Annotated in this window: 21 protein-coding genes; 6 read left to right on the top strand and 15 right to left on the bottom strand. The window is 57.0% G+C overall.

Features of this window, described 5'->3' with window-relative positions:
• Nucleotides 1-39 precede the first annotated feature (39 nt).
• The 3 genes from IE089_RS09350 to IE089_RS09340 form a co-directional block, all read right to left on the bottom strand.
• Complete coding sequence (locus tag IE089_RS09350) at nt 40-1,617, bottom strand: tetratricopeptide repeat protein (RefSeq protein WP_189477555.1); 1,578 nt, start codon at nt 1,615-1,617, stop codon at nt 40-42.
• Nucleotides 1,618-1,717: 100 nt separating this feature from the next.
• The gene (locus tag IE089_RS09345) at nt 1,718-4,231 is read right to left on the bottom strand and encodes a TonB-dependent receptor plug domain-containing protein (protein ID WP_189477554.1); all 2,514 of its coding nucleotides are present in this window, start codon (nt 4,229-4,231) and stop codon (nt 1,718-1,720) included.
• Nucleotides 4,232-4,450: 219 nt separating this feature from the next.
• A complete protein-coding gene (locus tag IE089_RS09340; RefSeq protein ID WP_189477553.1) occupies nt 4,451-5,734 on the bottom strand; it encodes an NAD(P)/FAD-dependent oxidoreductase in 1,284 nt (427 codons plus the stop codon).
• Nucleotides 5,735-5,849: 115 nt separating this feature from the next.
• On the opposite strand from IE089_RS09340, the gene IE089_RS09335 reads away from it, so the two are divergent.
• Together IE089_RS09335 and IE089_RS09330 are read left to right on the top strand one after the other, a co-directional pair.
• Entirely contained in the window at nt 5,850-7,199 is a 1,350-nt protein-coding gene (locus IE089_RS09335) for a glutamine synthetase family protein (protein WP_189477552.1), read from the top strand.
• 8 nt (nt 7,200-7,207) lie between these two features.
• Nucleotides 7,208-8,068 (top strand): hypothetical protein, encoded by an 861-nt coding sequence (locus tag IE089_RS09330; protein ID WP_189477551.1) that lies wholly within the window; start codon nt 7,208-7,210, stop codon nt 8,066-8,068.
• A 92-nt stretch (nt 8,069-8,160) separates the two neighbouring features.
• Here IE089_RS09330 and IE089_RS09325 read toward each other — a convergent pair whose 3' ends face one another.
• Both IE089_RS09325 and IE089_RS09320 read right to left on the bottom strand, forming a co-directional pair.
• Nucleotides 8,161-8,382 carry a PA3496 family putative envelope integrity protein gene (locus IE089_RS09325; protein ID WP_189477550.1) on the bottom strand — a complete coding sequence of 74 codons (222 nt, stop codon included), beginning with the start codon at nt 8,380-8,382 and terminating at the stop codon, nt 8,161-8,163.
• A 604-nt stretch (nt 8,383-8,986) separates the two neighbouring features.
• Complete coding sequence (locus IE089_RS09320) at nt 8,987-9,496, bottom strand: shikimate kinase (RefSeq protein WP_189477549.1); 510 nt, start codon at nt 9,494-9,496, stop codon at nt 8,987-8,989.
• Between the two features lie 156 nt (nt 9,497-9,652).
• Between IE089_RS09320 and gcvT the strand changes: the two genes are divergently transcribed.
• Nucleotides 9,653-10,762 carry a glycine cleavage system aminomethyltransferase GcvT gene (gcvT, locus tag IE089_RS09315; RefSeq protein WP_189477548.1) on the top strand — a complete coding sequence of 370 codons (1,110 nt, stop codon included), beginning with the start codon at nt 9,653-9,655 and terminating at the stop codon, nt 10,760-10,762.
• Nucleotides 10,763-10,941: 179 nt separating this feature from the next.
• Here gcvT and IE089_RS09310 read toward each other — a convergent pair whose 3' ends face one another.
• The 9 genes from IE089_RS09310 to IE089_RS09270 all read right to left on the bottom strand — a co-directional run bounded on the left by IE089_RS09310 (nt 10,942) and on the right by IE089_RS09270 (nt 21,106).
• Nucleotides 10,942-12,147: a BatD family protein gene (locus IE089_RS09310; RefSeq protein ID WP_189477547.1), complete on the bottom strand. Its 1,206-nt coding sequence runs from the start codon at nt 12,145-12,147 to the stop codon at nt 10,942-10,944.
• Complete coding sequence (locus tag IE089_RS09305) at nt 12,144-13,913, bottom strand: VWA domain-containing protein (RefSeq protein WP_189477546.1); 1,770 nt, start codon at nt 13,911-13,913, stop codon at nt 12,144-12,146. The genes IE089_RS09310 and IE089_RS09305 overlap by 4 nt, the downstream gene beginning before the upstream one ends.
• Nucleotides 13,903-14,895: a vWA domain-containing protein gene (locus IE089_RS09300; RefSeq protein ID WP_189477545.1), complete on the bottom strand. Its 993-nt coding sequence runs from the start codon at nt 14,893-14,895 to the stop codon at nt 13,903-13,905. Before IE089_RS09300 ends, IE089_RS09305 begins: the two co-directional genes overlap by 11 nt.
• Nucleotides 14,892-15,398 carry a DUF4381 domain-containing protein gene (locus IE089_RS09295; protein WP_189477544.1) on the bottom strand — a complete coding sequence of 169 codons (507 nt, stop codon included), beginning with the start codon at nt 15,396-15,398 and terminating at the stop codon, nt 14,892-14,894. Before IE089_RS09295 ends, IE089_RS09300 begins: the two co-directional genes overlap by 4 nt.
• Nucleotides 15,395-16,330 carry a DUF58 domain-containing protein gene (locus IE089_RS09290; protein ID WP_189477543.1) on the bottom strand — a complete coding sequence of 312 codons (936 nt, stop codon included), beginning with the start codon at nt 16,328-16,330 and terminating at the stop codon, nt 15,395-15,397. Before IE089_RS09290 ends, IE089_RS09295 begins: the two co-directional genes overlap by 4 nt.
• Nucleotides 16,331-16,336: 6 nt before the next feature.
• Nucleotides 16,337-17,302: an AAA family ATPase gene (locus tag IE089_RS09285; protein WP_189477542.1), complete on the bottom strand. Its 966-nt coding sequence runs from the start codon at nt 17,300-17,302 to the stop codon at nt 16,337-16,339.
• Between the two features lie 80 nt (nt 17,303-17,382).
• Nucleotides 17,383-17,934, bottom strand: a complete 552-nt coding sequence (locus tag IE089_RS09280) for an HNH endonuclease (RefSeq protein WP_189477541.1) — start codon at nt 17,932-17,934, stop codon at nt 17,383-17,385.
• 124 nt (nt 17,935-18,058) lie between these two features.
• Entirely contained in the window at nt 18,059-20,353 is a 2,295-nt protein-coding gene (locus tag IE089_RS09275; RefSeq protein ID WP_189477540.1) for a TonB-dependent receptor, read from the bottom strand.
• A gap of 225 nt (nt 20,354-20,578) precedes the next feature.
• Nucleotides 20,579-21,106, bottom strand: a complete 528-nt coding sequence (locus tag IE089_RS09270) for an MOSC domain-containing protein (protein ID WP_189477539.1) — start codon at nt 21,104-21,106, stop codon at nt 20,579-20,581.
• 254 nt (nt 21,107-21,360) lie between these two features.
• Here IE089_RS09270 and IE089_RS09265 point away from each other — a divergent pair, with 254 nt between their 5' ends.
• On the top strand, nt 21,361-21,972 hold the full coding sequence (locus tag IE089_RS09265) for a glutathione S-transferase family protein (RefSeq protein WP_189477538.1): 612 nt from the start codon (nt 21,361-21,363) through the stop codon (nt 21,970-21,972).
• Nucleotides 21,973-22,042: 70 nt separating this feature from the next.
• On the opposite strand, the gene IE089_RS09260 is transcribed toward IE089_RS09265, so the two are convergent.
• On the bottom strand, nt 22,043-22,945 hold the full coding sequence (locus IE089_RS09260; protein WP_189477537.1) for an SAM hydrolase/SAM-dependent halogenase family protein: 903 nt from the start codon (nt 22,943-22,945) through the stop codon (nt 22,043-22,045).
• A 390-nt stretch (nt 22,946-23,335) separates the two neighbouring features.
• Between IE089_RS09260 and IE089_RS09255 the strand changes: the two genes are divergently transcribed.
• On the top strand, nt 23,336-24,541 hold the full coding sequence (locus IE089_RS09255) for a hypothetical protein (RefSeq protein ID WP_189477536.1): 1,206 nt from the start codon (nt 23,336-23,338) through the stop codon (nt 24,539-24,541).
• Nucleotides 24,534-26,003, top strand: coding sequence for a hypothetical protein (locus IE089_RS09250; protein WP_189477535.1), 1,470 nt, complete (start codon nt 24,534-24,536; stop codon nt 26,001-26,003). The genes IE089_RS09255 and IE089_RS09250 overlap by 8 nt, the downstream gene beginning before the upstream one ends.
• Nucleotides 26,004-26,070: the final 67 nt, after the last annotated feature.

The raw sequence follows: 26,070 nt of genomic DNA, 5'->3' as shown, positions 1-26,070 counted from the left end.
GGTGAAATCTGTAAGCGCACTGCGAAAAGCGGAACATTCTTAGGTGCTATCGCGCTCCAGGAAATAGTAACCACCGGTTAGCCATGCTTTAAGCTCTCGTCTTAATGGTGCTTCCTCACTGTATTTGACAGTGAAGCCCGCCTCGGTGGCTACACGCAAGATATAGTCTTCGCTGTGGGTATAGCGACCCGTGGATAACAAGCGGAAATCCTCTTTTTCCTCGTTCAGCTTCTCTGTGGTGATGACGAAGATTGCGTTTGCTGGAGTCTTTTCTGCGACCGCATCGAACAGCGGCTTGAGGTTGCCGATGTAGACCAGTACATCGGTGCAAGTGACTAAATCGGCGGTGGTTTCCATTTCATTGACGTAATTGACAATGTCGCTGACAACGAGCTCATCATATAGGTTGCGCTCACTCGCCTTCTCCAACATTTTGGGGGATAAATCCACCCCTACGAGGCTATCCACTCGATCGCGTAGTAAGGGTCCCGCTAGACCGGTGCCACAACCCAGATCAATTCCACGATTGAATTTACGCTCACCAATGGCTGTTTGTAGCATGCCCCCTAAAAGGGTTGGCATTTGGTACTGCAGATCGCCGACCAAACTTTTATCGAACCGTGCAGCGTAGCCGTTAAATAAAGTCTCTACATAACCTTCAGGTGGAAGTTCGTGGCTTTCACCCCTAGCGATAGCCAACAAATGTGATGCTGTCGGATTCGACCCACCGGGCGAATGAGCGATACTACTTTCGTAGTGTGGAATGGCTTCTTCCTGTCGGTCTAATGCCGTTAAAGAAAGCGCTAGTTGTAGGTTCGCATTGCTACTTTCCGGCTCAAGCTCTACTGCGGTGGACAATTGTTCCAAACTTGCCGTGAAAAGATTCATTTGTCGCAGCGTCACGCCGAAGTCTACTCGTGCTTCGGTGTAATCCGGCTTTAAATCTACGGCTTCACGAAGCAGTGTCAGTGCTCTTTTTTCCTTTCCAAGCTGACAGAGCACAGCCCCCAGTCCGGCCAGCGCTTCTACAGCTTTCGGCGACTGCGTTAAAGCCCGCTCATAACAATTTTGCGCTGCTTTATACTGTCCGCGCGTCGAGTAAATACGGCCTAGGTTGATCAAAGCTGGAATGTTGTCGGGAGATTTTTTTATCACATGCAGGTATGTCACGAATGCCTCATCCATCTGGTTATTCAGCATCTGTGCCATACCTAAGTTGATCCAGGGATCGAGGTAGTTTTCGTCAATCTTGATGGCTTTCTTGTAAGCCTTTATCGCTTCACTTTGCTTATCCATGTGTGTCAGGATCGCGCCTTTCAAACTGAAGGGCATGGGCTGAGTTTTATGCTTGCGACACAGAGTATTTGCGAGCCTGAGTGCGGATTCTAGGTCCCCCCTGGCATACATATCAGTCAGATTGGTCATATCTGCCTTGAAACTGTCACCACTGGGAATGTCAGCGGGCAGCTTTTTGAGTCCCCGCTTTGCGCCGGTGTGATTAGGGTGCACGGCCAGTATCCGCTGGTATATGTCCCTCGCAGAACGGTGGTTACCCGCTTTGGCGTGTTTCTTAGCAAGGTGCAGTGCATCCTTGATTGAGAGCTGTTGACTATCCATTGCAATCTTTGAATCTATAATCTGGGCCGATGATACAGCAAGCGAATGATTAGCAAAAAAAACGGGAGCCGAAGCTCCCGTTAGTGGTTCGAGATGTGACTTAGAAGTCATACACCAGACGGGTGTACCAGAAGCGGCCGTTGAAGCCGCCCGGTGACCACTGGCTGAACTCGTTACCCACGCCAGCGGCGGCGTTGGGGTTCTCGTCCGGGGTCTCGTCGAGGATGTTATCCGCGCCAACGACGATCGACAGGCCTGCGTCGAAGCTATAGGCCACTTCAGCATCTACCATGCCGTAACCGTCATATGTGAGCTGGTCTTCGGAATCGTACCAGTCATCGAAGTAGCTGTAGCGGGCCATAAAGCGCCAGTTATCCATCAGGTGAGTACCCATCAGGTTCCAGCGGGTTTCAGGCAGAGCCTCTTCCAGCTCCTGAATGCGCACGCCGTCAATGATACCGGGTACGAAGTCCTCGACGCTATTTTCGGTCTGGTTGTATGCCAGGTTGAAAGTCGTAGAGCCGAAGTCAGAGTCCAGTGCGTAGGTGGCAACCACATCAAAACCTTCGGTCTGGGTCTCGATACCGTTGGTGAAGAAGCGGAATGTTGCCAAGCTGTCTGCACCGGCGACGCCTTCTTCAATCAGGGCTTCGCGCTCTTCATCTGTCAGGACAAAGTTTTGGGAGATACCCAGACGGTCTTCAATTTCAATGTTGAAGTAGTCAACAGTGATACTGAAGTCGCCCCACTGACCAATCACCCCGAAGGTGTAGTTGGTTGACTCCTCGGGATCCAGTGGCTGGCCGCCACGCAGTTGAGCCACGGGGCTGACTGACGGGATGGTGCCGTTGTTCTCGAGGTCGCCTGTGGACAGATTAAACTCCGTGGAGACATTGAACGCGTTTGACTGTCCGGGCGTGGGCGCGCGGAAGCCAGTGCTATAAGTTCCGCGGATGGCAATACTGTCGGTAATGTCGAAGTGCGTCGCGATCTTGCCGTTGGTAGTCGTACCGAAGTCATCAAAGTCTTCCCAGCGCAGCGCTGCGGCCACCAACCAACGGTCGGTAATGTCTGCTTCCAAATCGACGTACGCAGCGATGTTGGAACGGCTCCATTCACCCTCAGCGAGGGGGCCAAAGCCAGGGAAGCCGTTAGAGGCAGCGGAGAAGCCTTGATCGGCCAGTGGGCCGATTTCCCAAGATGCTTCATCGCCGATGCCGATCTCGAACTCTTCGTCACGCCATTCGAAGCCACCGGCGATGTTCAAGTCCGAGGCCAGGAAACCCACTTCAATCGGGTAGCTCACATCAATGTTGAAGTTTTTCTCCAGCTGCGCGTAAGAACCGGGGTCGAAGCTGATGGGAGAGCGAGAACCCAAGGATGCGTTCACTGTGTTGAAGATGAAGAAGTCGGCCTCGTTATAGCCAACACCACCGCTAATATCCCATGCCAACCCACTGTCGGCAGTGCCCCTAACGCCAGCCACGAAAGATGCATCTTCCGTATCAGCACCAAAACTTGGGGTGAAACCACCGGGGAAAAGTTCGTTGAACACGAAACAGTTGGGATCGGCAATGACGTCGGCCAGGCCCTGTGCATCACCCACAGCCAGGTCGGTGGGGCAGTTGCCGGACATATCGCCAGTCTCGTCTCCCACCAGGCGAGTTTCGCCGCCATCGGGGCTAAAGACGGCGCCGCGCGTATTGGGGTTACGGAAGTAGAAGCCGCCGGTAACCGTCTTGGATGCATAGTTACCAAAACTATAGAACTCAGAGCTATCGCTTAACTCCAGCCCCATATTGAAGAAGGTTTTCAGGTCATCCTCGATCTCGGGGTTACCCCATACTTGAGCGGGGTTCGCCACTTCGGTGTTGCCATCAGCGATCAGGCCCGCAGCGTCATCACGCTGTATAGAGCGGCTGGTTGGGTCCGCCTCACCGTACTCGAAGCTGGCGTTGAAGAAGCCGTTATCTGTAAAGGGGAGGCCGATGTTACCGGCGACTGACCAGCGGGCTTCGTCGCTGCCACCTTCGTCATACTGCCCGTATTTGGCTTCCAGAGAGCCGCCTTCATCGTAGTCCTTCAAAATGAAGTTGACGATACCGGCAATCGCATCGGAGCCGTACTGAGCGGCCGCGCCGTCACGAAGTACCTCTACCTGTTTTACTGCGATGGAGGGAATCACGGAGATATCGGCGCCCTGGGCACCGTCGTTGACACCATTACCGAGCCACGAAATGACGGCTGCGCGATGACGACGCTTGGAGTTGACCAGCACCAACGTGTGGTCTGAAGCCAGACCTCGCATATTCGCTGGGCGAACGACGGTGGCTGCGTCGCTGATGGGCTGGTTGTTGACGTTGTAAGACGGTACTGAATTACGCAGCAGCGTGGTCATATCGCTGGCGCCCTGGTTCCGGAATTCCTCGCCACCGATAACATCGATGGGCGCGGCAGAGTCGAACACGGAGCGCGCCTCACGGCGAGTCCCCGTTACGACCACTTCTTCGAGTGCGGTTTCTTCTTGCGCAGCAACAGACTGACTAAAACCTGCAGTTACAGCGACCTGCGCGGCAACGGCCAGAGCCAGTGCTTTAGGGGTGAAGGCTTTCATAGTGTGCACCTACCTTGGGTTTTTGTTTTTTGATTCTTTGTTGTGTTGATGGAGCGGTGTTTTGTTAGAGGTATAGCTCCACTGGGGTATACACTATCGCGCAGAAACGCGTAGTGAAAAAGTAAAAAGCGGTAAAATTTACATGGATTCGCGCACTAGCCAGGGCTCGCCACAAGTCAGCCCAAGATTGACCAAATATTGAACAATATAAGGCCGAAATCAGCCGATGCGATCACGGAGTGCATAGAAGAGCATGCCGGCAACCAGGCCCGGCCAGCGTAAAAGCGTGCCGCCGGGGAATGGGCGTGACGGGACGCTCGCCATAACGTCAAAACGTTCGGCTGTACCGCCTATTGCCTCGGCCATGAGCTTGCCGGCAAAAGTGGCTGTGGGCACACCGTGACCGGAGAAGCCTTGCGCATAAAACACGTTAGGCGCCAGACGGCCGAAGTCAGGCATGCGGTTGAGGGTGATTGCCAGTGTGCCGCCCCAGCCATACTCAATGGTGGTGTCACCAAGCTCAGGGTAGATCCGCAACATGCACTTTCGGACAAAGCCCTTGATATCCGATGGGAATTTGCGGGTGTACGTCTCGCCGCCGCCAAAGAGTAGGCGGTTATCAGCGGAGAGTTTCCAGTAATCGATGACGAACAGGCTGTCCGACATGGAGGTGTCGTCTCGGATCAAACGCCTGGCCAGATCCTCCGGCAGCGGCTCCGTCGCGAGCATGTAGTTATTGATGGGCATGATGCGGCCGGCCGCTTTGGGTGCAAAACGCTCGAGGTAACCATTGCAGCCTATGACGAGAAAGTCAGCCGTGACAGAGCCTGCAGGCGCCTCTACCGTCACCTTGTCGCCATCGCTATATGACAGCGCTCGGGTGCTTTCATAGATCTGTGCACCGGCATCTGCGGCAGCGCGAGCCAAGCCGAGTGCATAGTTCAGGGGGTGCAAGTGGCGACAGCCGGTATCCACAATGCCCGCGTGGAAGCCCCTGCCAGATGTGAGTGCTCCCAGTTCTGCGCCGGGCACGAATTGCATCTTGTCGTAGCCGTATACCGTGGACAGGTGTTCAACCTCCTCTTCAAGGCCCGGTACTTCCTTGGCTTTTGAGGCTACGTGCAGGTTGCCCGTCTTCAATTCGCACTGAATATTGTTCTCTTCAATCAGGTCAACAACGGTGTCTACGGCCTCCAGGCCCAATTGCCACAGCGCCTTTGCATGATCCAGCCCCAGCATGGACTCAAGCGTCTCCTGATCGGCTCGCTGGCCCGTGCCCACGTGCCCGCCATTGCGCCCGGATGCGCCCCAGCCCACGCTGTTGGCCTCCAGCAGTACCACGCGGTAACCGCGCTTCCTGAGGTGCAGGGCACTGGACAGGCCTGTGTAACCGCCGCCAACAATGCAGACGTCTGCGTTAACGTGGCCGCTAAGTGAGGGGAATTTGGGTGCCTGATTGGCGCTGGCGGCATACCAGGAGTCGACATGGGTCTGTGTGTTCATAGGGGCATTATCCCAGCGAGAGCTTGAGTTATCGGATACCACAATAGGGGTAACAAAACTTGTGGCCACGCCTGCAGCAGGTAGATACTGGGGTTTTGGTTAATAGCAACAGTATATGGACAGCGACAATCAGGCCATCAAGCAATGGCTGCGCGATCACCAGATCTCGGAAGTAGAGTGCCTGGTGCCCGATATGACCGGCAATGCACGGGGCAAATTTATCCCTGCGCACCAATTTCTCGACGGCGACGACCCGCGCTTACCTGAAAGCATCATGGTGCAGACAGTCACCGGCGAGTATTCGGACGAGCACTGGGAGTTTGTCGAGCCCACTGATACCGATATGATCCTCAAACCGGATCCGAGCACCATGCGGCTCGTCCCCTGGGCGCGTGAACCCACCGCCCAGATTATCCACGATTGCTACACCCAGGACGGTGAACTCCATCCGCTGGCCAGTCGCAGTGTCTTGCGCCGTGTTCTCAAACTTTACGAATCCGCGGGCTTAAAGCCTGTGATTGCCCCCGAGGTAGAGTTCTACCTGGTTGCTAGGAATACCGACCCCGACAGCGAGCTCACGCCACCGACCGGTCGCTCGGGCCGACGCGAGTCAGCTCGTCTTTCCTACAGTATTGATGCGGTGGCGGAGTTCGAGGACTTCGTCGAGGACATGTACGACTATGCCGATGCCCAGGCGTTGGATGTGGACACACTGATTCACGAGAACGGTGCGGCCCAGATGGAGATCAATTTCCGTCACGGGGAACCTATGGCGCTCGCTGATCAGGTATTTGTGTTTAAGCGCACAGTGCGTGAAACGGCACATAAGTACGGCATGTACGCCACCTTCATGGCCAAACCCATGCAGCGTGAACCCGGCAGTGCCCTGCACATCCACCAGAGCCTGCTCGACGCAGAGACGGGCAAAAACATATTCGCCGATGGTAACGGCGAGCCCAGCGATGCCTTCATGTCTTACATCGGCGGGCTGCAGCGGTACACACCGGAGCTGATCAGTCTGTATGCGCCGAACGTGAATTCTTACCGGCGGCTGGCGCCGGATATCTCTGCTCCCATCAACCTGAATTGGGGCTTTGATAATCGCACCACTGCGTTCCGGGTGCCCAATAGCGAGCCTGCAGCGATGCGGGTGGAAAATCGCTTCCCCGGCGCCGATGCCAACCCTTACTTGGCACTGGCAGCAACGCTGGGTAGTGGTTTGTTGGGGATGCAGCAGAACCTGGCACCGACCAAGCCTCACCAGGGTACGGCCAATGAGGATGCCGTTGAGGTGGCCCGCACGCTCGAAGAAGCCCTTCGTAAACTCAGCGACACGGCGGCGCTGCGGGATATGTTCGGCGAACTTTTCCTGCGTGCCTATGCCGCCGTGAAGCTGGACGAATTTGAAGAGTTCAACCGTGTTATCAGCTCCTGGGAGCGAGAACACCTGCTGTTACAAGTATAAATTCTGAAATGACGCAAACCCACGAGACCTGGTTCGGTAGCGATGCCCGCTACCGCGCCTTCACTGCGGTCAAGTACATCACCTACTTGCTACTGTGCTTCAACGTATACCTGTTCCTCGATGAGGAGCTTAAGGCGTTAGAGCATACTTTCACTGGCGGCTTCGAGTTGAGTCAGCTGATTCAGGTGTTCGCATCGACTATCGATACCGCGGCCTGGGTCGTTTTGCTGCTTTTGTTTGAGCTCGAGACATCGGTGCTTGACGATTCGCGGCTGCGCGGTGGCCTCAAATGGGTGCTCTTCGCCATCCGCAGTGTGTGTTATGCCGCGATTGTCTGGGCCTTCACCGGTTATTGTGCGGAGTGGCTGACCCTGCATACAGTCACGCCATTGCCTGGCACCGACCTGTGCACGCAGCTCGGCCAGGGGTGGTCACTCCTGATTGATATCGACGAATACGAAGTTCTCACCGCCGCAAACTGTGGTGTGGGTACAGATATCTACCAGATTACCGGTTTCGATATCGTCGTTGACGGCCCCGCACTGCAGGCGGCCCAGTGGTTAGCATGGACGGATGTGATAAATGCTGGCGCCTGGATCCTGGTAGTAATATTACTCGAGGTTGAGGTTTACCTGCAGCTCAAGGGTGCACTCACTGCTGCTGTGATGTCCGTGACCAAGTACTTCAAGTATGTGCTTTACGCCACACTGTTCGCCGCTGCGGCGTACTGGGGATACGCCGGGGACTTCCTGGATTTTTGGGACGCCAGCCTGTGGTTGTTTGCCTTTATTTTCATTGAGTTGAATGTCTTTGAATGGCAGTTTGAAACGCAGCAACAGCAAGAAGCCGCAGACGCCGCGATGGCATGACTCAAAGAAACGCGCCAAAAATAGTGGGGGAAGGCAGCCTGTCTGCGAGGTGCCTGGCACTTCGCAGCCGATGACGCATTGCCAGACGTCAACTACAGATCGTCGAATTCGAAGTCGTAATCTCCCAGCTCGTCCTGCAGGCGTTTTTCCTCCAACCGCTGTTCGGCGCGTCTGCGCTTAGCGGCCAGCACTGCCTTGCAGGAAGCCTGGGGCGTTAACGATTCCAGCTCCTCGTCTGTCATATCCCCCAGCACCGGCTCAAACACTTCGTCCAGTGGCTCCAGGGGCGCGGGCTCTTGCGATCGCTCTTTCATAAATCACCCTCCGATGATCTACGCCAAGTAACCTCTGGGGAAATATCTCTCAGGCTCCGCCGCCCCGTCAACTGTAAAAACTCTGCATGCATAGGCGGGTAACGGCCGGGATTCCCGATGCCGCGATGAGTTTGCCGTTACCGTGTCCTGCAGTCTTGATTGGATCGCGCATTCACAACCGTGAAGCTTGGACCTGATTCAGAAATAGGCTGAGCCCGCCCGTCTCCGTGGCAACTGCCCTTGCGCGTCAGAAAAGCAGTTCGATTCTTCCTTGAATCTGGTGCCGGGGCGGGCTCGTACTCTACCGTTGCAAACGCTGTGCCAGAATCAAGTCTGTTGGATCTGTACAAAACTGGCGGCTATGCATCACTTGAGGTCACAAAGTTCGCCTGAAAATCGCTGTTTATGGTACAGCGCGCCGTCATTGAGGGCAGTCTGGCCATAAAAGCGGACAACCGGGTAGTCATGGATGCTCGAGGTGGGCGCTCCTAGTTCTTGAGGGTGTTTGGGGGTGTTCGGTTTGGGTGTTCGGTTCGGGTGTTCGGAGGTGTTCGCGAACAGGCGGTTAGGGCGCGCAACGCCACCCGCCTGTCATAGGCGCCGGCTACTTGCTCAGTGCGCTAACGATCAGCGCCGCTACTGTATCTGCAGAACCTGCCGTGGCGTCGATGCTAATGTCCGCATACTGCTCATAGAGGGGAGAGCGCTCCGCATAGACGCCTGCGAAACTCTGGGCACTGTCGCTGGCGATCCCGCGCAGTGGCGCTGCCGCCACACGGGTCTCCAGCGTGGGCAAATCTGCACTCAGATACACCCGCGGGCCTGCCTCGCCAAGGCGCCGCATGGCCGCCTCGCTGTACACGGCTGAGCCCCCGGTCGAAATTACCGACTGCGATAAGTCGGTATCCAGAATGACGGACTCCTCAAGGGATCGCAGGTATTGATACCCCTTATCCTCAAGTATTTCCTGGAGGGTGGCATTGGCGCGTCGCTGGATCGCCAGGTCTGTGTCGACAAAGTTCAGCCCCAGCACCTTGGCAAGGATCACACCAACTGTGCTCTTACCGGCCCCGGGCATGCCGATGAGGCTGATTGTTGTATTCGCTGTTGTCATCAGGCTACCTGTGGATCTTGCCGCCATTATCCGTCCAGATTTGTCTCTGGCAACACCCAAAGGTATCTCTAGCGGTGGCATAGCCGCTCTTGTGCGTGATTGTTCGCCCCGTTAGAGTGGCGCGAAATTTGACCAGAGCCATTCGCTGGAGTCCCCATGGATCTACTGACCACGCCGCTGCATGCCCTCCACACGGAACTGGGTGCCAAGATGGTCCCCTTTGCCGGCTACGATATGCCTGTGCAGTACCCCGCAGGAATTATCAAGGAGCACCTGCATACCCGCGAAGCGGCGGGATTGTTCGATGTGTCACATATGGGGCAAGTGGTGATTGAAGGCCCTGACACCGTCGCCATGCTGGAGACTCTGGTACCTGTTGATCTCGACGGCCTCCCGGTCAATGGCCAAACCTATGCGCTGTTCACGAATGAGGCGGGTGGGGTTCAGGATGATCTGATCATCACGCGCTGGGGCGAGCAACGCTTCTTCCTGGTGGTGAACGCGGCGTGTAAAGCGGCGGATATTGCCTACCTGCAGGCTCACGTGAATGGCCAACAATTGATGGTGCTTGAAGATCGTGCCCTGCTCGCGCTGCAGGGGCCTGAAGCCCGCGAGGTGATGCAGAACCTGAGCCCTGAAGCCGCAGCGCTGACATTTATGCAGGGCTGCGAAGCCACTATTGCCGGAGTATCCGTGTACATCACATGCTCGGGCTATACGGGTGAAGATGGCTTCGAGTTGTCTATTCCTGCTGACCAGGCGGATGCCATTGCGCGCCTGCTATTGGAGCAGCCGGCTGTTGAGGCCATTGGTCTTGGCGCCCGTGACTCCCTGCGCCTGGAGGCTGGGTTGTGTCTCTACGGGCACGAGCTGTCGGAGACTATAGACCCTGTGCAGGCTGGCCTGTTGTGGTCGATCAGCAAGGCGCGTCGCGCCGACGGAGTTCGCCCGGGTGGTTTTCCCGGTGCCGAGGTGATCTTCGATCGCATGGAGAATAAGCCAGCCCTGCGTCGCGTGGGCCTTGCCGTGGAGGGCAAGCGGCCGGTGCGTGATGGGCAGGTTGTGCTCGATGCCGACGGCAATCGCGTGGGTGAGATCTGTTCTGCCTGCTATGGCGCTTCCGTGGGTGGACCTATAGCAATGGCCTATGTTTCCCGCGCATTGGGTGAACCCGGTACGCCCTTGCAGGTGGATGTGCGCGGGAAAATGATACCCGTCACGGTGACGCGTATGCCGTTTAGCCCGCAGCGTTACTTTAGGGGCTGATAAATAGGAGGCTGATAAACACGAGTTTGATTGAGAAGGGTTTGATGGCGCACAAGCTAAGGCTAGAGGCTCAGCGATTTTTCCTGAGCGATCGGGTGTTCTAAGCCCATTGGTGGTACGTAGCGCAGGTGCTGCATGAGAGACTGCGGTGCAGCGAGAGCAGCACTTGCGCTGTGAGATCAGCGCTTACGCGTTTTTGACTCGGTCGGCGGCATCCGGGGGTTAATGGTATCCGGCAAGACCGGATTGAGCGCCACAGACAGTGCGCGGTGCAGACGATCCCAGGCTGCGCGAAACCACGGATAGGGCGGTTTGGGCAGTTTTCGTAATAAGAACACACTGATGCCAGCCACGATTAGGGCCAGTAGCGTGAGTAGGAGCGCCTTTGGGCTCGGTGTGAAGGCAGATTGACCGTCGGAAGTCTCACCCTCACTTGCAACGACTGTGAATGTGATCGCCCCCAGTTCCACTGCCTTCAGTGCCTGGCTCTGCGTATCCCACCAGTGGAAGCGCTGTGCAGGCAACGTCCATGTGCCGGCGACCTGTACAACATAACTGATGACTTCTGTGCGCCGTGCCGTCTGTGTGCCCCGATTGTTTCTGTTGTCCAGCACGGGGGGAGAGGGGTAGGCGGTGACGCCGGCGGCTCCCTGATCGTTGAGCGCCGGTAACATCATCGCCAGCACATCGTTAGCCTCAAAACGCACAGTTCGCTCGACGGCATCACCAACGCTCAGCCCATCTAGGTTACGATCGAACGACTGTTCGACAGCGAAGGTGGGCGATGCCACCCAGGTTTCTCCATCCGCCACTCCATCAGAGAGCGCATCGGGTATGGCTGCGGTAAAGTTGACTGCCGGCGCAAAAACCTGCCCTTTAGCGCTGTCGCTGCCTCCCGCGTTAACACTCACCTGAACCGGTATCGGCCCAACAGTAAACGACTGGGCCTGCTGCGGGAACACGTCTAGTGTCCAGCGCTGTATTACCCAGGTTTGCCCGGCCCTGACCTCACTGGCGTTACTGGCAAACTGTTCGGTCTGCAGTATCACCAGTCCGGGAACTTCCGGAATCTCTATGCGCGTACCACCGGTAAACCAGCGGGTGGTCGCAAGTTCTATCCGCAACCCGATCTTTTGGCCTGGCACCACCGAACCACCCGCAATAACACTCGTATTGATGGTGAGATCACCTTGCCGGATTAAGTCTTGCGGGCTGGCGGCTCTGAGGTCGCTGGGGAACAGCGCTGTGCAGACGAGGCAACCCAGGCACAGCACAGTGCGCAGCACTCCTAGAATAGCTTGATGCCACAAGCGGTGAATAACCTTTGGTGCTGCGTCGATGTTAGCCCGCATTTCATTACCCCAAGGGCCTGTTTGCACGCTCATGGATCATCACCGTTTTGCTGAGCATCCCCGGCGTTGCCACTCGTAGCGCTCGCGCCATTAGCACTGGCTTCTAACTGCATGGAGAACTTGATCGCAAGGAAGTCGCTGGGGTCCTGCTGTACGGCCTTTAGCCACATCGCTGCCGTCTCCGGGCTGCCCAGAATATCCTCCGCGCTCAGTTGCAACAGCGACTCTTTCTCCCAGCTGAGTTCGTCGGCGCCCTGTGCAGGAATCGTGTCTTCCGGCGACAGCTCTACGTCCTCCCCGCTAACTCCTTGTTCCTGTTGCTGGCTCTCGCTGATTCGGTTGATTTCATCGATGAGTGCCTGGACCTTGTCACGATTGGCTTGGGCGCCTGGGAAATCAGGAGAACGGGCCAGCAGGCGATCGTAGCGATGCACGCTACGCACATAGTCTCGTGCGTGCGCACGGGAATTGGCCTCATTGAACAGCGCATTGTCCGTGTCGCTGCGCGCGAAGTATTCGGCAGCAATGAGAAAATCCTCCGCATAGTAGTTTGCCAGCGCGATCCATTGCGTGTCTTCAAACTGCTGGGCGGCCTCCGTGTAGTGGCCCAGCTGCATCAACACGCGTCCTTGTTGATCGGGTGTTAGCCAGAGGTCTGCAAACCAGTCGAGAGCGCGACGGGCAATGGTGGGTGTTTCTGGTCCAGACGTACCTGAGGGAGGCTGCTCAGCCTCATTCTTAGGCGAACTCTCCTCGGCTGCAGCTGCGACTGTGTCGCTGGCGCTGAGCGATTCAACGGCAAGTGCGGGCGGAGCGCCCGCGCTAAGTAGGGCGGGGAGTACTATCCAGCACCAGGTCAACGTCCAGCCTCGCCGAAACCAGAGAAGGAACAGCGCCATAGCCGGGAATACTAGCGGGTAGCCACTATCCAGCCACGGCAAACTGTTATCGTCCAGCACCACGTAGTGGCTTTCCACCCGTCGGTTGACTTGCCTCATATCGCGGTCATCCACCGTTAGCGACACATAGTCACCGCCGCTTGCGCGAGCCAGCGCCTTGAGTGCGTTATCGGCCAGCGGGATGTCCGACTCTTGATCAGCGTCGCCAGTTCCCACGATCAACAGTTGGTGCGGGCGAGCGTCAAAGTACTCCCTGAATGCCTGCTCCGCATTCACGCTGGTGCCGTCCGTGAACATCACGACGGTGGCAGGTGCACTGCTGTCCGACAGTATTTTGTCGATCTGCGGCAGGGCGTACTCGGGGAACTTGCCGGGCCTGGGCATAATGTCCGTGGTAATGGCTGCGACATACTGGTTAAGAATGTCCCGGTCTGCCGTTAGCGTCAGCACGGTATGCGCGCTACCGGCATACGCGATGAGTGCAGCTTTTTTGTCGGGACGCAGGCTCAGTAGATCGCTGATTTTTTGCTTGGCGCGTCTGAGCCGGCTCGGTTGCACGTCACGCTGGCGCATCGATGCTGAGACATCCAGCAGTATGACAAGCGCCGAGGCGTCCTCACTGAGTGGCGAATCCTGCTGCCGCCAACTGGGTCCCATCAGAACGATGATGAGTAATACCGTGATGGCCTCGGTAAATCGCCGCGGATTGAACCAATTCGATTGGTAACGTTTGACTCGCAGGTGTTTGAGCAAGTGAGGTGCGATGATGCCCTCGAACTGGGTATTTCCCTCTGCGCGCCGATTCATCACGAGGATGATGAGTGCCCAGGGTACGATGAGCACAGCCCACCACGGCCTGAGGAAATGGAAATAGCTCAGCCAGTCGGCATCAAAGGGCATGATCGCGCCTCCCGGACCGCCAGGTTCGCAGCGCATTCCAGCTGTGGAACAACCAGTACAGGCACACAGCAATGCCTACCGGTACCCAATGCAGGCTTTGCCGTGGTCGGAAGCTGACGGTCTCGTACTGCGCAGGCTCCAGCGCGGCGATGGCACTGTACACTTGCTCCAGCTGGTCGCGGTCCAGTGCCTGAAAGTCCTGACCACCGGTCAATTCTGCAACCCGTGCCAATGTTTTTAGATCGAGGGCCTCCTCACCCACCGCTGCGGGGTCACCGACAGCAATCGTATGAATCCGTATGTCGTGAGTGGCGGCAACTTTCGCGGCATCAACAGGCGGCACTGTACTACCCGTATCGTTACCGTCAGTCAGGATGATGAGTACCCGATTATCCGAATCCCCCTCAATGAAGAGCTTTATGGCGAGCCCGATTGCATCACCGAATACCGTACTTTGTCCTGCCATCCCGATTTCGGTTTGGGCTAGCAGTGAAGACCACACGGCGTGGTCATCCGTAAAGGGCGCCTGCAGATAGGCCGCGCTGCCAAAGACGATAAGTCCCAGGCGGTCTGAGGGACGTTGGTGGGCGAGCTCTGCCAGTACATACTTGACGGCCTCCAGCCTGTCCACGGCGCTGCCGTCGGGGAGCGTAAAATCCTGCTCCTCCATTGAACCCGACAGATCCACAGCGATCATCAGATCGCGCCCGGATTTCTGCTGTTCAATGGGAGCCCCTACCCACTGCGGCTTGCAGGCCGCCACGACCAAGGCCAGCCACATGAGGCTTACCAGCGCTTTCTGCAATCGGTTGCGACGCAAAATCATGGCGCCGGTTTCGGGGCGTATGTGGCTCAGCGATACCAACCTGTCGAAAAACGGGACTTTCACGGAATCCCGGCTCTCGCGGTACGGGGGTAATAGGCGCATTAGCAGCGGCAAGGGCAGTAGCAGTAGTAGCCAGGGGTGGGCCAGCTCGATCATGCGTGTGCATTCCTGTGCTGGATTAGCCATGTGTCACAACACGTCAACAGGGCTATTCGCCCGGTGGGGTCCATTGGCAGTGCCTGATAACTTCCCCTTGCCAGAAATTGCGCGTTGAGCGCATCGAACGGTGCCGATTCGCAGCGATTGTTCAGGTAGGTAACCCAATGTTCTCCGGATAATGCGGCGACGGCCTGACGTGAATCCGCCTGCATCGCCGTCAGCTTGAGCAGGGTATTGAGCTGTTCAACCAGTGCTTGCCCTTGGGCGGGGCCCTTTGAGATTAGTCTGAGCCTTTGTCTGGCTTCACGCCGATAACGATTGAGCCACCAGAGGCGCAGTTTGCGGTAGGCAAGTTTTGCCACGTAAAAACCGGCCAGCGCTGCGACGATAAGCCAGCCATTCGTGGCGGGCCACCAACTGATGTCCGTTGGCGGGATAACCTCGTTAAAGTCGCCGAGTGCATAGTTGCCAAAAATGGCGGGCAGTTCGGGCGCGCTCATCGTGGCCTGCCGCCGCCCAGTGTGTCTCGAATCTGTTCGACCGGTGATGCCACGGTGTCTATCGACATCACCGGTATGTCGTAGCGCTTCAGTGTCGCCTGCACCCGATTGAACGTATTATCGAAGGTTTCCGTAAACCGTTCGCCCAAGTCCTGCTCTGCGGGCTCCACCGCCAGCTGCAGCTGGCCATCGCTGACCACCAATTGGTCGGCGGCAGAGATGTCACGCTCCAGCGGATCGAATATCAGCGAGCAGACCACATCGTTGTGCTGGCTCAGTCTACGCAAGCTGGACAGGGTTGCATCGTTCCAACCGTGGAAATCGGATATCACGATAACCAGATAGTCATGGCCGATGGAGCGCTCGAGTAACTGCAACGCGCCATTCAACGCGTGTTCGCTGCCACCGAGCTCAGTATCGACCGACAGTGCCTGGTTCATGCGCGTGAGCTCACCCAGCCAACCCATCACACGCTGACTGCTGCGAGCGGGTCGACTCTCGTGGCGTTTCGAATCATTAAAGATGATCGCGCCCACGCGGTCACCCACACTGGTTACTCGCCATGCGGTGAGCGCTGCCACTTCTGCGGCCACCACGGATTTCATCCGCGATTGGCTGCCAAAGAACATGGATAGCCGCTGATCGACCACCAGGAACACTGGTCGATCTCGCTCCTCGCGGTAGACGCGTACGTGGGGTTTGCCGGTCCGATTTGTCACCCGCCAATCCATGGTCCGGATATCATCGCCCGGGCGGTAATGGCGCAGTTCATCAAAATCTAGTCCGCGACCACGCAGTCTCGAGCGTTTCCGGCCCGCCAGCAGGGAGCCTATCGGTTGGCGCGGTAAGTAGCTAAAGCCGCGTGCCTTATACCGCAGCCGAGCCAAGTCGCGCAGGCTGATATAGACCTGTGAATCGGTTGGCTGCCGCATGTCAGGTTAGGCGACAGCCACCTGAGACAGCAGTTCATCAATGATCGCATCCGGGTCTACGCCGTCGGCTAGGGCGTCATAGCTGAGTATCAAGCGGTGGCGTAACACCGGGTGAGCAACGGCTTGCACGTCACCGGGCATAACGGTGTCCCTGCCTGACAGCCAGGCATTTGCGCGTGCAGCACGGTGCAGGGCAATGCTGGCGCGGGGGCTGGCGCCCGTTTCAATCCATTGTGCCAGCTGCTCACCGTAGTTGGCCGGGTTGCGCGTTGCCAGGACCAGATCGACAAGATACTGCTCAACGGCTGGGCTGGGTTTTAGGGTTTGAATGGCCTCCCTCGCGGCGAAGACATGACTGGAAGAGATTTGTTCCATTGCCTCAGCGCTATCACTCTCCTCCGCCTGAAGCAGTCGTACGATGGCCAGCTCGGCTTCAGTGTCGGGGTAGTTGACCTTCACCTTAAGTAGGAAGCGATCCATTTGCGCTTCAGGCAGTGGGTAGGTGCCCTCCTGCTCTATTGGGTTCTGGGTAGCCAACACCATAAAAAGCTGAGGTAGCGGGTAGGTTTTGCCGGCTACGGTGACCTGCCGCTCTTCCATGGCTTCAAGCAGGGCCGACTGTACCTTGGCCGGGGCACGGTTAATTTCGTCCGCGAGCAGCAGTTCACTAAATACAGGGCCAGGCTGGAACGTCAGTTCCGATTTGCCTTGGTTATCCTGATAGATCTCGTTGCCGGTGACATCGGAGGGAAGCAAGTCTGGCGTGAACTGAACTCGCCCCAGTGTCGCGCTGAGCACCTTGGATAAGGCTTTGATAGAGCGTGTTTTTGCTGTGCCAGGCAGGCCTTCCAGTAGCACGTTGCCATTGCACAGCAATGCGAGGGTGAGGCTGCGCACAACCTGCTCCTGGCCAATGACCGACTGGGACATCTGCTCCATCATGCGATGGATAGCGTTCAGGTGCTCAGACACAGCACGCTCCTGACTGTGGAAATCACAGCATTATAGCCACCAGAGGGCGGAGAGTGTGGGCATAGGCGCTAAACCGCGAGCTAGTTCGCCCAGTCTCGTTCGGCCTTGAATTGTTTAGAGAGGTAGTCCATTTGGTCTGCCAGAATCCGGTCCTTGGCGAGAAAATGCCATTCAAACGGATTGGGTCGGAAAGGTACGGCTAGCAGCGGCATGCCAGCCTCTTCTGGTGTCATGTTGTCTTTCTGCCAGTTGCAGCGTTTGCAAGCGGCGACCACATTCTCCCATCGATCAGTGCCGCCTTTGGAAACCGGGTGTACATGATCGCGAGTCAATTCCGAGCGGCTAAACCGATTACCGCAGTATAGGCAGCGATAGTCGTCGCGCCGGAACAGAGTACGGTTGCAGAGAGGGGGTGAAAATCCGTTAACGATGCGCCCTTGAAGCGCGATGATGGGCTGAATGTCGATGCGCGAGCGCAGCCCACTGAGGCGTTGGATACCACCAAAAATCGGGGGTAGGGGGTCCCCGATGCCGTATACGACATCGCCTCGGGCGTAGGCAGTGACAGCCTGTGACACGGTGAGCCAACCGCGCGGTTGTCCTGCCAGGTCCAACTTGAGAATGGTCTGCATAGACGCCTTTCTCTGACTGGTGTGTCACACGCTACTGGAAATGGCTTACAGAAACAATCACCGCTTCAGGCATAAAAAACCCGCGGCGCTTGCGTGCCGCGGGCTCTCTGGCTGTCGCTGACAATTAGAAGAAGTTATACACCACTTCCGCACCGTAACGGATACCTGGGGTCAATGGCGAGAAGGTGCCGCCCACAGGTACGCCCCCGATGGAGTCAGGCAGCTGCGTATCACCGCCGTGGTTGACTTCATCCAGCAGGTTGCGACCGTACAGCGAGAACACCCAGTGACCATCGTTGGAGTAGAAGTCCAGACCAGCGTCCAGCATTTCCAGCTCGTCGATGAAGCCATTGTTGTCGTCGGTATAGGCCATTTCATCACGGTAGGAGTAAGTCAGGCGTGAGGTCATGTAACCCCAGCTGCCGATATCCAGATCGTGGGTCAGGCCGATGGAGTAAGTCAGCTCTGGTGCGCGCGGAATGTCGAGGCGTTCATCGCCGCGATCCACCGAACCGTCACCGTTCAAGTCTTCGCGTACTTCATCGTACTCCGCATCGATGTAACCGACGCTGGCGAGCAGCAACAAGTTGTCGGTGAGGCTAAAGGTACCGTCAACTTCTACACCGGTAATGGTGGCATCGGCTGTGTTACGCACCAGCTGGATCGTGCCGATGGGTCCTGGCGTGTTCAGCTCACGCTGCATGTCGTCGATTTCGTTGTAGAAGAACGCAGCGTTCAGGCGGCCCCATGAGTGCGTAGACTTATAGCCGATCTCGTAGTTGTTCACTTCTTCCTCATCGAACGGTCCGGGGATGTCCGCAGGGTTGAAGGAGGTGTTACGGAGGTTATAGCCACCTGAGCGGTAGCCCCGGGTCCAGTGCGCGTACACGGCCTGTTCATCACTAAGTGCGTAGGTGGCACCCAGCTTGGGCGCCCAGTTATCCCAGCTCTCATCATCAACGAAGTCGAAGGGGCAGGCTGCCGGGTCTTCGGTAACGACGTTACAGGAGGGGCCAAGGTTAGACAGCGACTTGATCTCGGTGTCCTTGTCCTCTGAGCTGTAGTTGATGCCCGCAGTCAGGGTCAGCTGCTCTGTCAGGTCATAATCCACCTGCGCAAAGACCGAGTAGCTCTCTACATTGTAGTTACCACCGCCATCGAATACCGCAGCGGGACCCACTGCGCGGCCGACGGGTGCTGGCGCACCGTTCTCGTCCAGACCAACCAGGTTACGGCGCTCGTGGTAGTTGATTTCGTTGTCGAAGTAGAACACGCCCGTGGTGACGTTCGCGCGCTCACCGAACAGACCGTTGTAGCGCAGCTCGAAAGACTGCTGCTCGGCGTCAAGCCAGGAAGGGGCGTGGAAAATCCAGATGGGCTGGCCGTCTACGTCAATAGTGGCCGTGCCTTCGTAGTCACGGTAGCCGTAAATGGCGGTGATGGTGCCCTCGCCAAAATCGACATCTTGATCCAACTGCGCGGTGATGAAGTTGGTCTCGTTTTCCTGGAAGCCTTCTTCGTCGATGCTGAAGTCGAATGAGTCACGATCGTTGTTCACGAAGAAGCCAGGTACGCCGCGGCCATTGGTATGCGACTGTGCTGCCGGGCCTTGACCATCGGTTTCGTTGTACTCGTACATCACCGTGAAATCAGTGGTATCTGTGGCGGCCCAGGTTACGGTGCCGCGCGCCATTTTCTGTTCGATTTCGCCGAAGTCGTCGCCGTTGAAATCATTCTCAAAACGGCCGTCATCGTCGTTGTAGTAGACGACTAGGCGACCGCCAATCGTATCGGTGAGGGGGCCGCCAACCGCGCCTTGGTAAATGGAGCTTGTGCCGCCTTCGTCACCGGCCTCAATGGAGTAGCGCAGTGTGGCTTCCAGCTCGTCACCGGGCTTCTTGGTGTTCATCAGGATGGCACCACCGGTCACGTTGCGGCCGAACAGCGTTCCCTGAGGGCCGCGCAGCACTTCGATGCTTTCCAAGTCGAAGATATCGAAGATGATGCCGTTGTTAACGCCCAGATACACGCCATTCACGAAGACGCCCACTGCGGGGTCGATGGAGGGAATGGAGCTGTTGATGCCCAGACCACGAATCGAGAAGTTTGCGGTGCCTCGAGTCGTACCAATGTCTTCCAGCGATACATTGGGCATGCCAACGCGCAGGTTGGTCAGGTCGCGGACCTTCAGGGCCTCGATTTGGTCTGAATTGAAGGCACTGATAGACAGAGGTACGTCTTGTGCGCCTTCTTCCCGCTTCCGTGCGGTAACCACCACCTCTTCCAGCAGCGCGGCGCTGCCGCGCGCCGGATCCTGGGCGCTAGCGGTGGTAGACAGTGTTGTGGATGCCACTGCGGCGGCCAGGGCCACCGTCAGCGGACTGCGGGTGAGAGCGGGTGCTTGCTTGCGGTTAATCATCGTTATATCCCTACTGCTGTTATCGATGAGAATGAGCGGTGAGGTCATCGGGCTGATAGCCTGAACGGCCCCACCTGGTTTATTTTTTTAGTCTGCGAACGCTGCCAGTATACGCTCGCAAATTCAAGCGATCCTGTGTCGCAGTACCACCGGCGCAGCGGTACGAATACCATTGCGCGGGTACTTTGAGTGATCTACGAACGTACCTGGCGGCTGGACTAGTTCTCAGCCAGTGAATAGGTCGTCTGTGATAGGTGCTGCCTCCACCCTCACAGCGTCGCCAATGGCGATTTCGCCGCCGATGATGATTTTGCAGCACAGGCCGCCGTGGCCTAGCATTGCAGCGACCCCACCCTTGCCCAGTTCGGCTTCCATGCGCGAGCAGGGGTGGCAGAGCGCACCGGCCTCAAACAGCGCCTCACCAATACTAAAGCGTTGATGCCGCAACGCATGCAAGTTGATACCGCTGATCACCAAATTTCGCCGTAATCGACCGGGATGAATATCTGATTCCCCGAGGAAATGCTGGGTTTGTTGAATGAACTCACGTGAGATCAGTGTGACCTGACGCCCAGATCCCGGAGTTTTCTCGGTGCGGTGATCCCCCTGAAGGCCCCGGTCAGCGATCGCCAACACACGCTGCACCTCGGTCATGGGCGCGCGTCTGCGGCTGCGCAGGCCAATCCATTCCAGCTTCCCAGTGGGAAGGTCTTTAGCAAATCGGTCCAGTGGGTTGGGGCGTTTGGTGGTCATGTGAACTGAACTCTTTTTCTTACATGCATTCTGCCGCTCTCTGAGCGCGGCTCGCTTGCGCAGCACGGGGCGCGGCTTACGGTCTCTGTTGAGAACGAAGGCTGTCGTTTCGTGGCTAGCGGTGATGGTTTCAAGCTTACTCCGGGCACCATGGCCTGATGCATAGGTTCCAGTTTCAAAGGACTTGGCCCGCGTGCGTGCAGCGCGTAATCTGCGCGCTAGTATAAACGCGCTTAAACGCCGCAAGGACTCTCATGCTAAAACTGCACTTCGCCCCGAACTCCCGCGCCAGCCGGTCCCTTTGGCTGTTAGAGGAGCTTGGATTGGACTACGAGCTAAACCGTATGGACTTCCACCCCAAGGATCTGAAGTCCGATGAGCACCGTTCACGGCACCCCCTAGGACGGGTGCCCGTTCTGGAAGACGGTGATGTGAGTATTTTTGAATCCGGCGCCATCGCCGAATACATCCTGGAGCGGCACAAGAACGGTGGCTTGAAGCCAGCGGTGGATGACCCTGCATTTCCGGAGTATCTGCAGTGGTTTCACTACTGCGAAGGCATGGTCATGCCGCCCGTCAATACCATCGTGGTGCACACGCTGTTGCTGCCGCCGGACCGTCAGGATGCGACGGTGCGCGAACAGGCTCAGCGTTTGCTGGCAAAAGCATGGGCGCCCGTGGAAGAGGCAATGGCAGGCCGCGACTACATCATTGGCGACTTCTCTGCGGCCGATACGATGCTTGGCCATGCCTGCATTATGTCGAAGCGTCTGGGTATCGTGACAGATGAGGTTTTCCCAAATCTCAGTGCCTATGCGGACAGGCTGTTGGCCAGGCCTGCCTGTGCCAAGGCGTTTGCGGCCTAGAATTTCGCCGTTCGGTCGGAGTTGTGGCTGCTCCACAGCCTGACGGAGCGGCCCAGCGGTGGCGGCTTAGCTAAGGGTGTAACTCGATAACGCGCTGACCGCCTGGCTGAATCGAATACTGCTCGGCAAAGTTCCCCTGATTGAGTGCGAGGCCGATGTTGAGGATGTCATTAACGTAAATGGCCGGCTCACCTAGCGCAACACCGCCGAAGGAACTGACAAATTCAACGCGCTGCTCAAAGAGCACTGTGTCGCCCTCCCGGATTCTTACCTGAACGGTTTCGCCCACAGATACCCCTAACGTGTCGAAGAGATCGGCGCTGATATTGGTCCAAACATTCCCAAAGTGCGCATCGAGAATAGGGATGCTGCCAATAATGCCCTTATCAGTCATCTCGGGCTTCTGGTAGCTGATGCTAACGACTTCGGGCTTGAGCAAGGGGCCAACCTCTTCGAAGCTGATCGCTCCGGCGGCCAGCCTGGCGCCGGTGTAGGCATAGACATCCCGCCCGTGAAAGGTATGAGAGCGCTCCGACCCTTTAAGCCGGTTCTTGCTTTCATCGATTTCCCGCACTGCGTCTATCCCCAACGATTCGGCGACCAGTGTCAGGCTCCCGTTGTCGGGCGTTACAAATAGCTGACCGTTCCTGGTTTTCAGGACCACGGATTTTCGGTTGGTGCCCACGCCCGGGTCGACAACCGAGACGAACACGGTATCCGCCGGCCAATAGTTGGCGACCTGGTTCAAGCGATATGCCGCTTCCCAGATGTTGAAAACCGGTATTTCGTGGGTGTTGTCGAATATGTTGAGTTCTGGCGAGACGCCATAGGCGACGCCTTTCATCGAAGCGACGGCGGGCTCTTCTAGACCAAAGTCTGACTGGAAAACCAGGGCGGGCTGCGCCCACGTTGGAAGCGAGCTCGTTGCGAGTACGATCACAGCGACCGTCGTAAGGATTTTCGACACTCTCATGCTTACTTTCCTATATCCCTCGATATGAGCAGTGTAAACCATCAGCGCGCGTGCGAGTTCGGTATATGAGGGCAGGTCTGCAGTATGGTGCCAGGAAGTGCAGTCGAACTTTTCCTCGGGCGCCGCGCTGAGTAAGTGAGCATGCCTGTAGTGACTGCGTTCTCAGGCTGTGCAGCGGCCAATGACGCGCATCGTAGGCCGCTTTTATCCACTTGGTTAGCTGCTGCGATGTTTAGATAACGCGACGGCTATGGGAAGTGAGAGTAGACTAAGTGGGGTAATGAGTCGCAACATGCGCGACTGGGCATGCGATAACGAATGTGGGGAAAGCCAATAGCCTATGTCGCATCCTCTGAACGCGGCAAACCAAATCTGACACGGATGTATACAGTGGCTGGAAACATTCAATTGAAGACGCTGGCGACTGCCTTTCTTGCTTTGGTTCTGGCTGCTTTCTGTACGGGGGGTGGTTATTTTCTGAGCTTCGAGCTTTTGAACCCGTACTCGTTAGAGATTGCGGGTGAGCCTGCGCGGTCGGTTGCGCTATCCGGCAGCGACTTTCGCCCCCTGGTGTTTGATGAGGGCCGGTACGAGGACGACAGCAGTGTATTACTCGCGTTAAAGAATGGCGAAGGCATCCTTGAGGCGACGGTTGATTTGCAGGCAGAGCAGCTGCCTTTCTTGCGGTTGGACGTGCGGGGGTTGCAAGCCAGCCTGAATACGGTACTTTATTGGCGCGTGGAAGACAGGCCCGGCGCTGTGTTTGGCTTGCCGTTGCAACAGGCGCGAGACGGCCGTTATTGGTTCAACCTGCGGCAAAGCGCCGATTGGCGTGGTCGAGTCACCGCGGTTGCGTTAGGCGTTTACGGAGACGTCGGCGACACCCCGTTTACTTTGGACAATATGCACTTCACGCCAGTGAGCATTGCCTCAACGGCCGCTGTCATCTGGAACGAATGGACGGGTTTTAGAGGGTGGTCTCATCGTTCAATTAATGCCATCCGCGGCATTATGCCTTCTGCACTGCAATACCCAACAACGCTGTTCGCCGCGTGGTCACTGATTGCTGCGATCATTCTGGCTATTGTGTCGCGCATCACTCCGCTGGCCATGACTACAGCATTTGCGACGGTGATTCTGGTGCCTTGGCTGGCGCTGGATGCCCTGTGGCAGCTCCAGCTGTCTACCCAGCTTGCGCGCACCAGCTATCAGTTTGCAGGCAAGTCTATGCCGGACCGGCATCGCGCGGACTTGAGTCCTGACCTCTACGAATATGCCCAACACCTTCAGCGGGAGGTAATGCCGGAGGTGGGCACACGCGTGTTTCTTCTGGAAAACACACCGCGCATGACGTACCGACGGCTGAAGCTGCAGTATTTCCTGCTGCCGCACAACATTCATAACTATGACCGGCTGCCAAGGGTGAATAACCTGCGAGAGGGTGACGTCATACTGGCTCTGGGGGAGAACCCAGAGCTGCAATACGACGAAGCCGCGCAGCAGCTTACATGGCAGACGCACGATGTACCGGCGTCGCGCCTGGATAGTCACCCTCTGGGCAGCGTTTATCGCGTAAGGGGGGCGGCTGATGACTGAGTCCGTATCCTTCCTCGGTTTAGTGACTGCGCTCTTCCTTCCCTGGGTGATGGGGGCAGCATGGGCGCGCTTGTTGTTAAGTTTGTCACTTCAAGCGCAGCCGCTGTCTTCATTCTCGAGTTCGATAACTCTGGTGCTGGGTTATGGCTACTTGCTGGGTGTACTGCTGCTGACACTGCTCATGCGCCTTTGGGCGATTTCGGGTTTGTCGCAGTCCTTTGTGGGCATTGCTGCGGGCGTTGCGGTGCTTACAGTCATACCGGTTGTGCTTCAGCTGAGCCAGTTTCGGGCAATGGCACCAGCGGGTGGGGGCGTCACATCACTCACGGTTCTTGCCCGCGTAGTGATTGCCATATTGGCCCTTCTCATACTTTGGCGACTGGTTACGCTTTATCAGGAAATCATGCTGAGACCGCTGTTCCCTTGGGATGCCTGGATGAACTGGGACCCGAAGGCCATGGTCTGGTATCACTTCGGAGAGCTTACCCCCTGGGTGAGTCCATCTGATTGGTTGAAGTCGGAGTCACTGGTGTATACCGCTGGCGCAGGGAACGCCTGGCGGTACCCCGAAACCGTACCGCTGCTGCAGCTGTGGATGAAGCTGGGTGCGGGTACCGCAGAGGCACCGGCCTTGCAGCTTCCCTGGCTACTCGCGTTGATCAGTCTGGGCTTGGTGGTGTTTGGCCACGTCCGCCTGCTCACTGCTTCCACCGCGGCTTCATGCGTAGCTGCTTATCTTGTGTTAAGCCTGCCATATCTGAATGTGCACACTGCGCTGGGCGGTTATTCGGACCTGTGGGTAGCTGCGGCATTCACCGGGGGTGCATTGGCACTCAACGTATTTCATAACACACGATCGCTCGGATGGTTGGCGCTGGCAGCGGCGATGGCTGTACTGTGCATGACGTTGAAAATTCCCGGCTTGGTGCTCGGCGGGCTGCTGTTAGGACTTGCGGTGCTTAGCGCCACGGGAATATCTACTAAATTGCTCGTAGGGCTCGCCGGAATAGCGGGGGTGCTGGCGGCTGCGGTGCTCGTAATCGGTGTGGATATCACCATGCCAGGCATAGGCCGGCTTGAAATTAGTGCGGATCAGATCGATGTTCCCTACATCGGGCGATATAGCCTGAATGTTCATCCCGTTGGGGCTGCATTTGTAGAGACCCTTTTGGAAATGATTCAGTGGAATCTGATGTGGTACCTGGTTGCGGTAATGCTTGTAGTAGTGATCGTGACGCGACAGTGGCCAGTGGATTCACTTTATCTGTCTATGGCATCGTGGCTGGGTCTAGCGTTTATCGTCGCTGTTTATGTGTTCACTGACCGTTATCGCTTTGCCCTCGATTTCACCCAGGTGAACCGAGCGCTGATTTACGTTGTACCGGCACTGCTGGTTACCAGCCTATTGGCTTTTTGGAGGGTTTCTACTGGAGCGCCCGATTTAGTCAGGCCGACCTCTTAATAGGCCGAATAACGGGCGCCTCAATCAGGCGGTCACATTCAAGCCGGCTTGACCATGGAGCTGGTAG

This window comes from Parahalioglobus pacificus, from assembly GCF_014652275.1.
GTDB classification, from domain to species: Bacteria; Pseudomonadota; Gammaproteobacteria; order Pseudomonadales; family Halieaceae; genus Parahalioglobus; species Parahalioglobus pacificus.
This window is presented reverse-complemented; position numbering and strand designations above follow the sequence as displayed.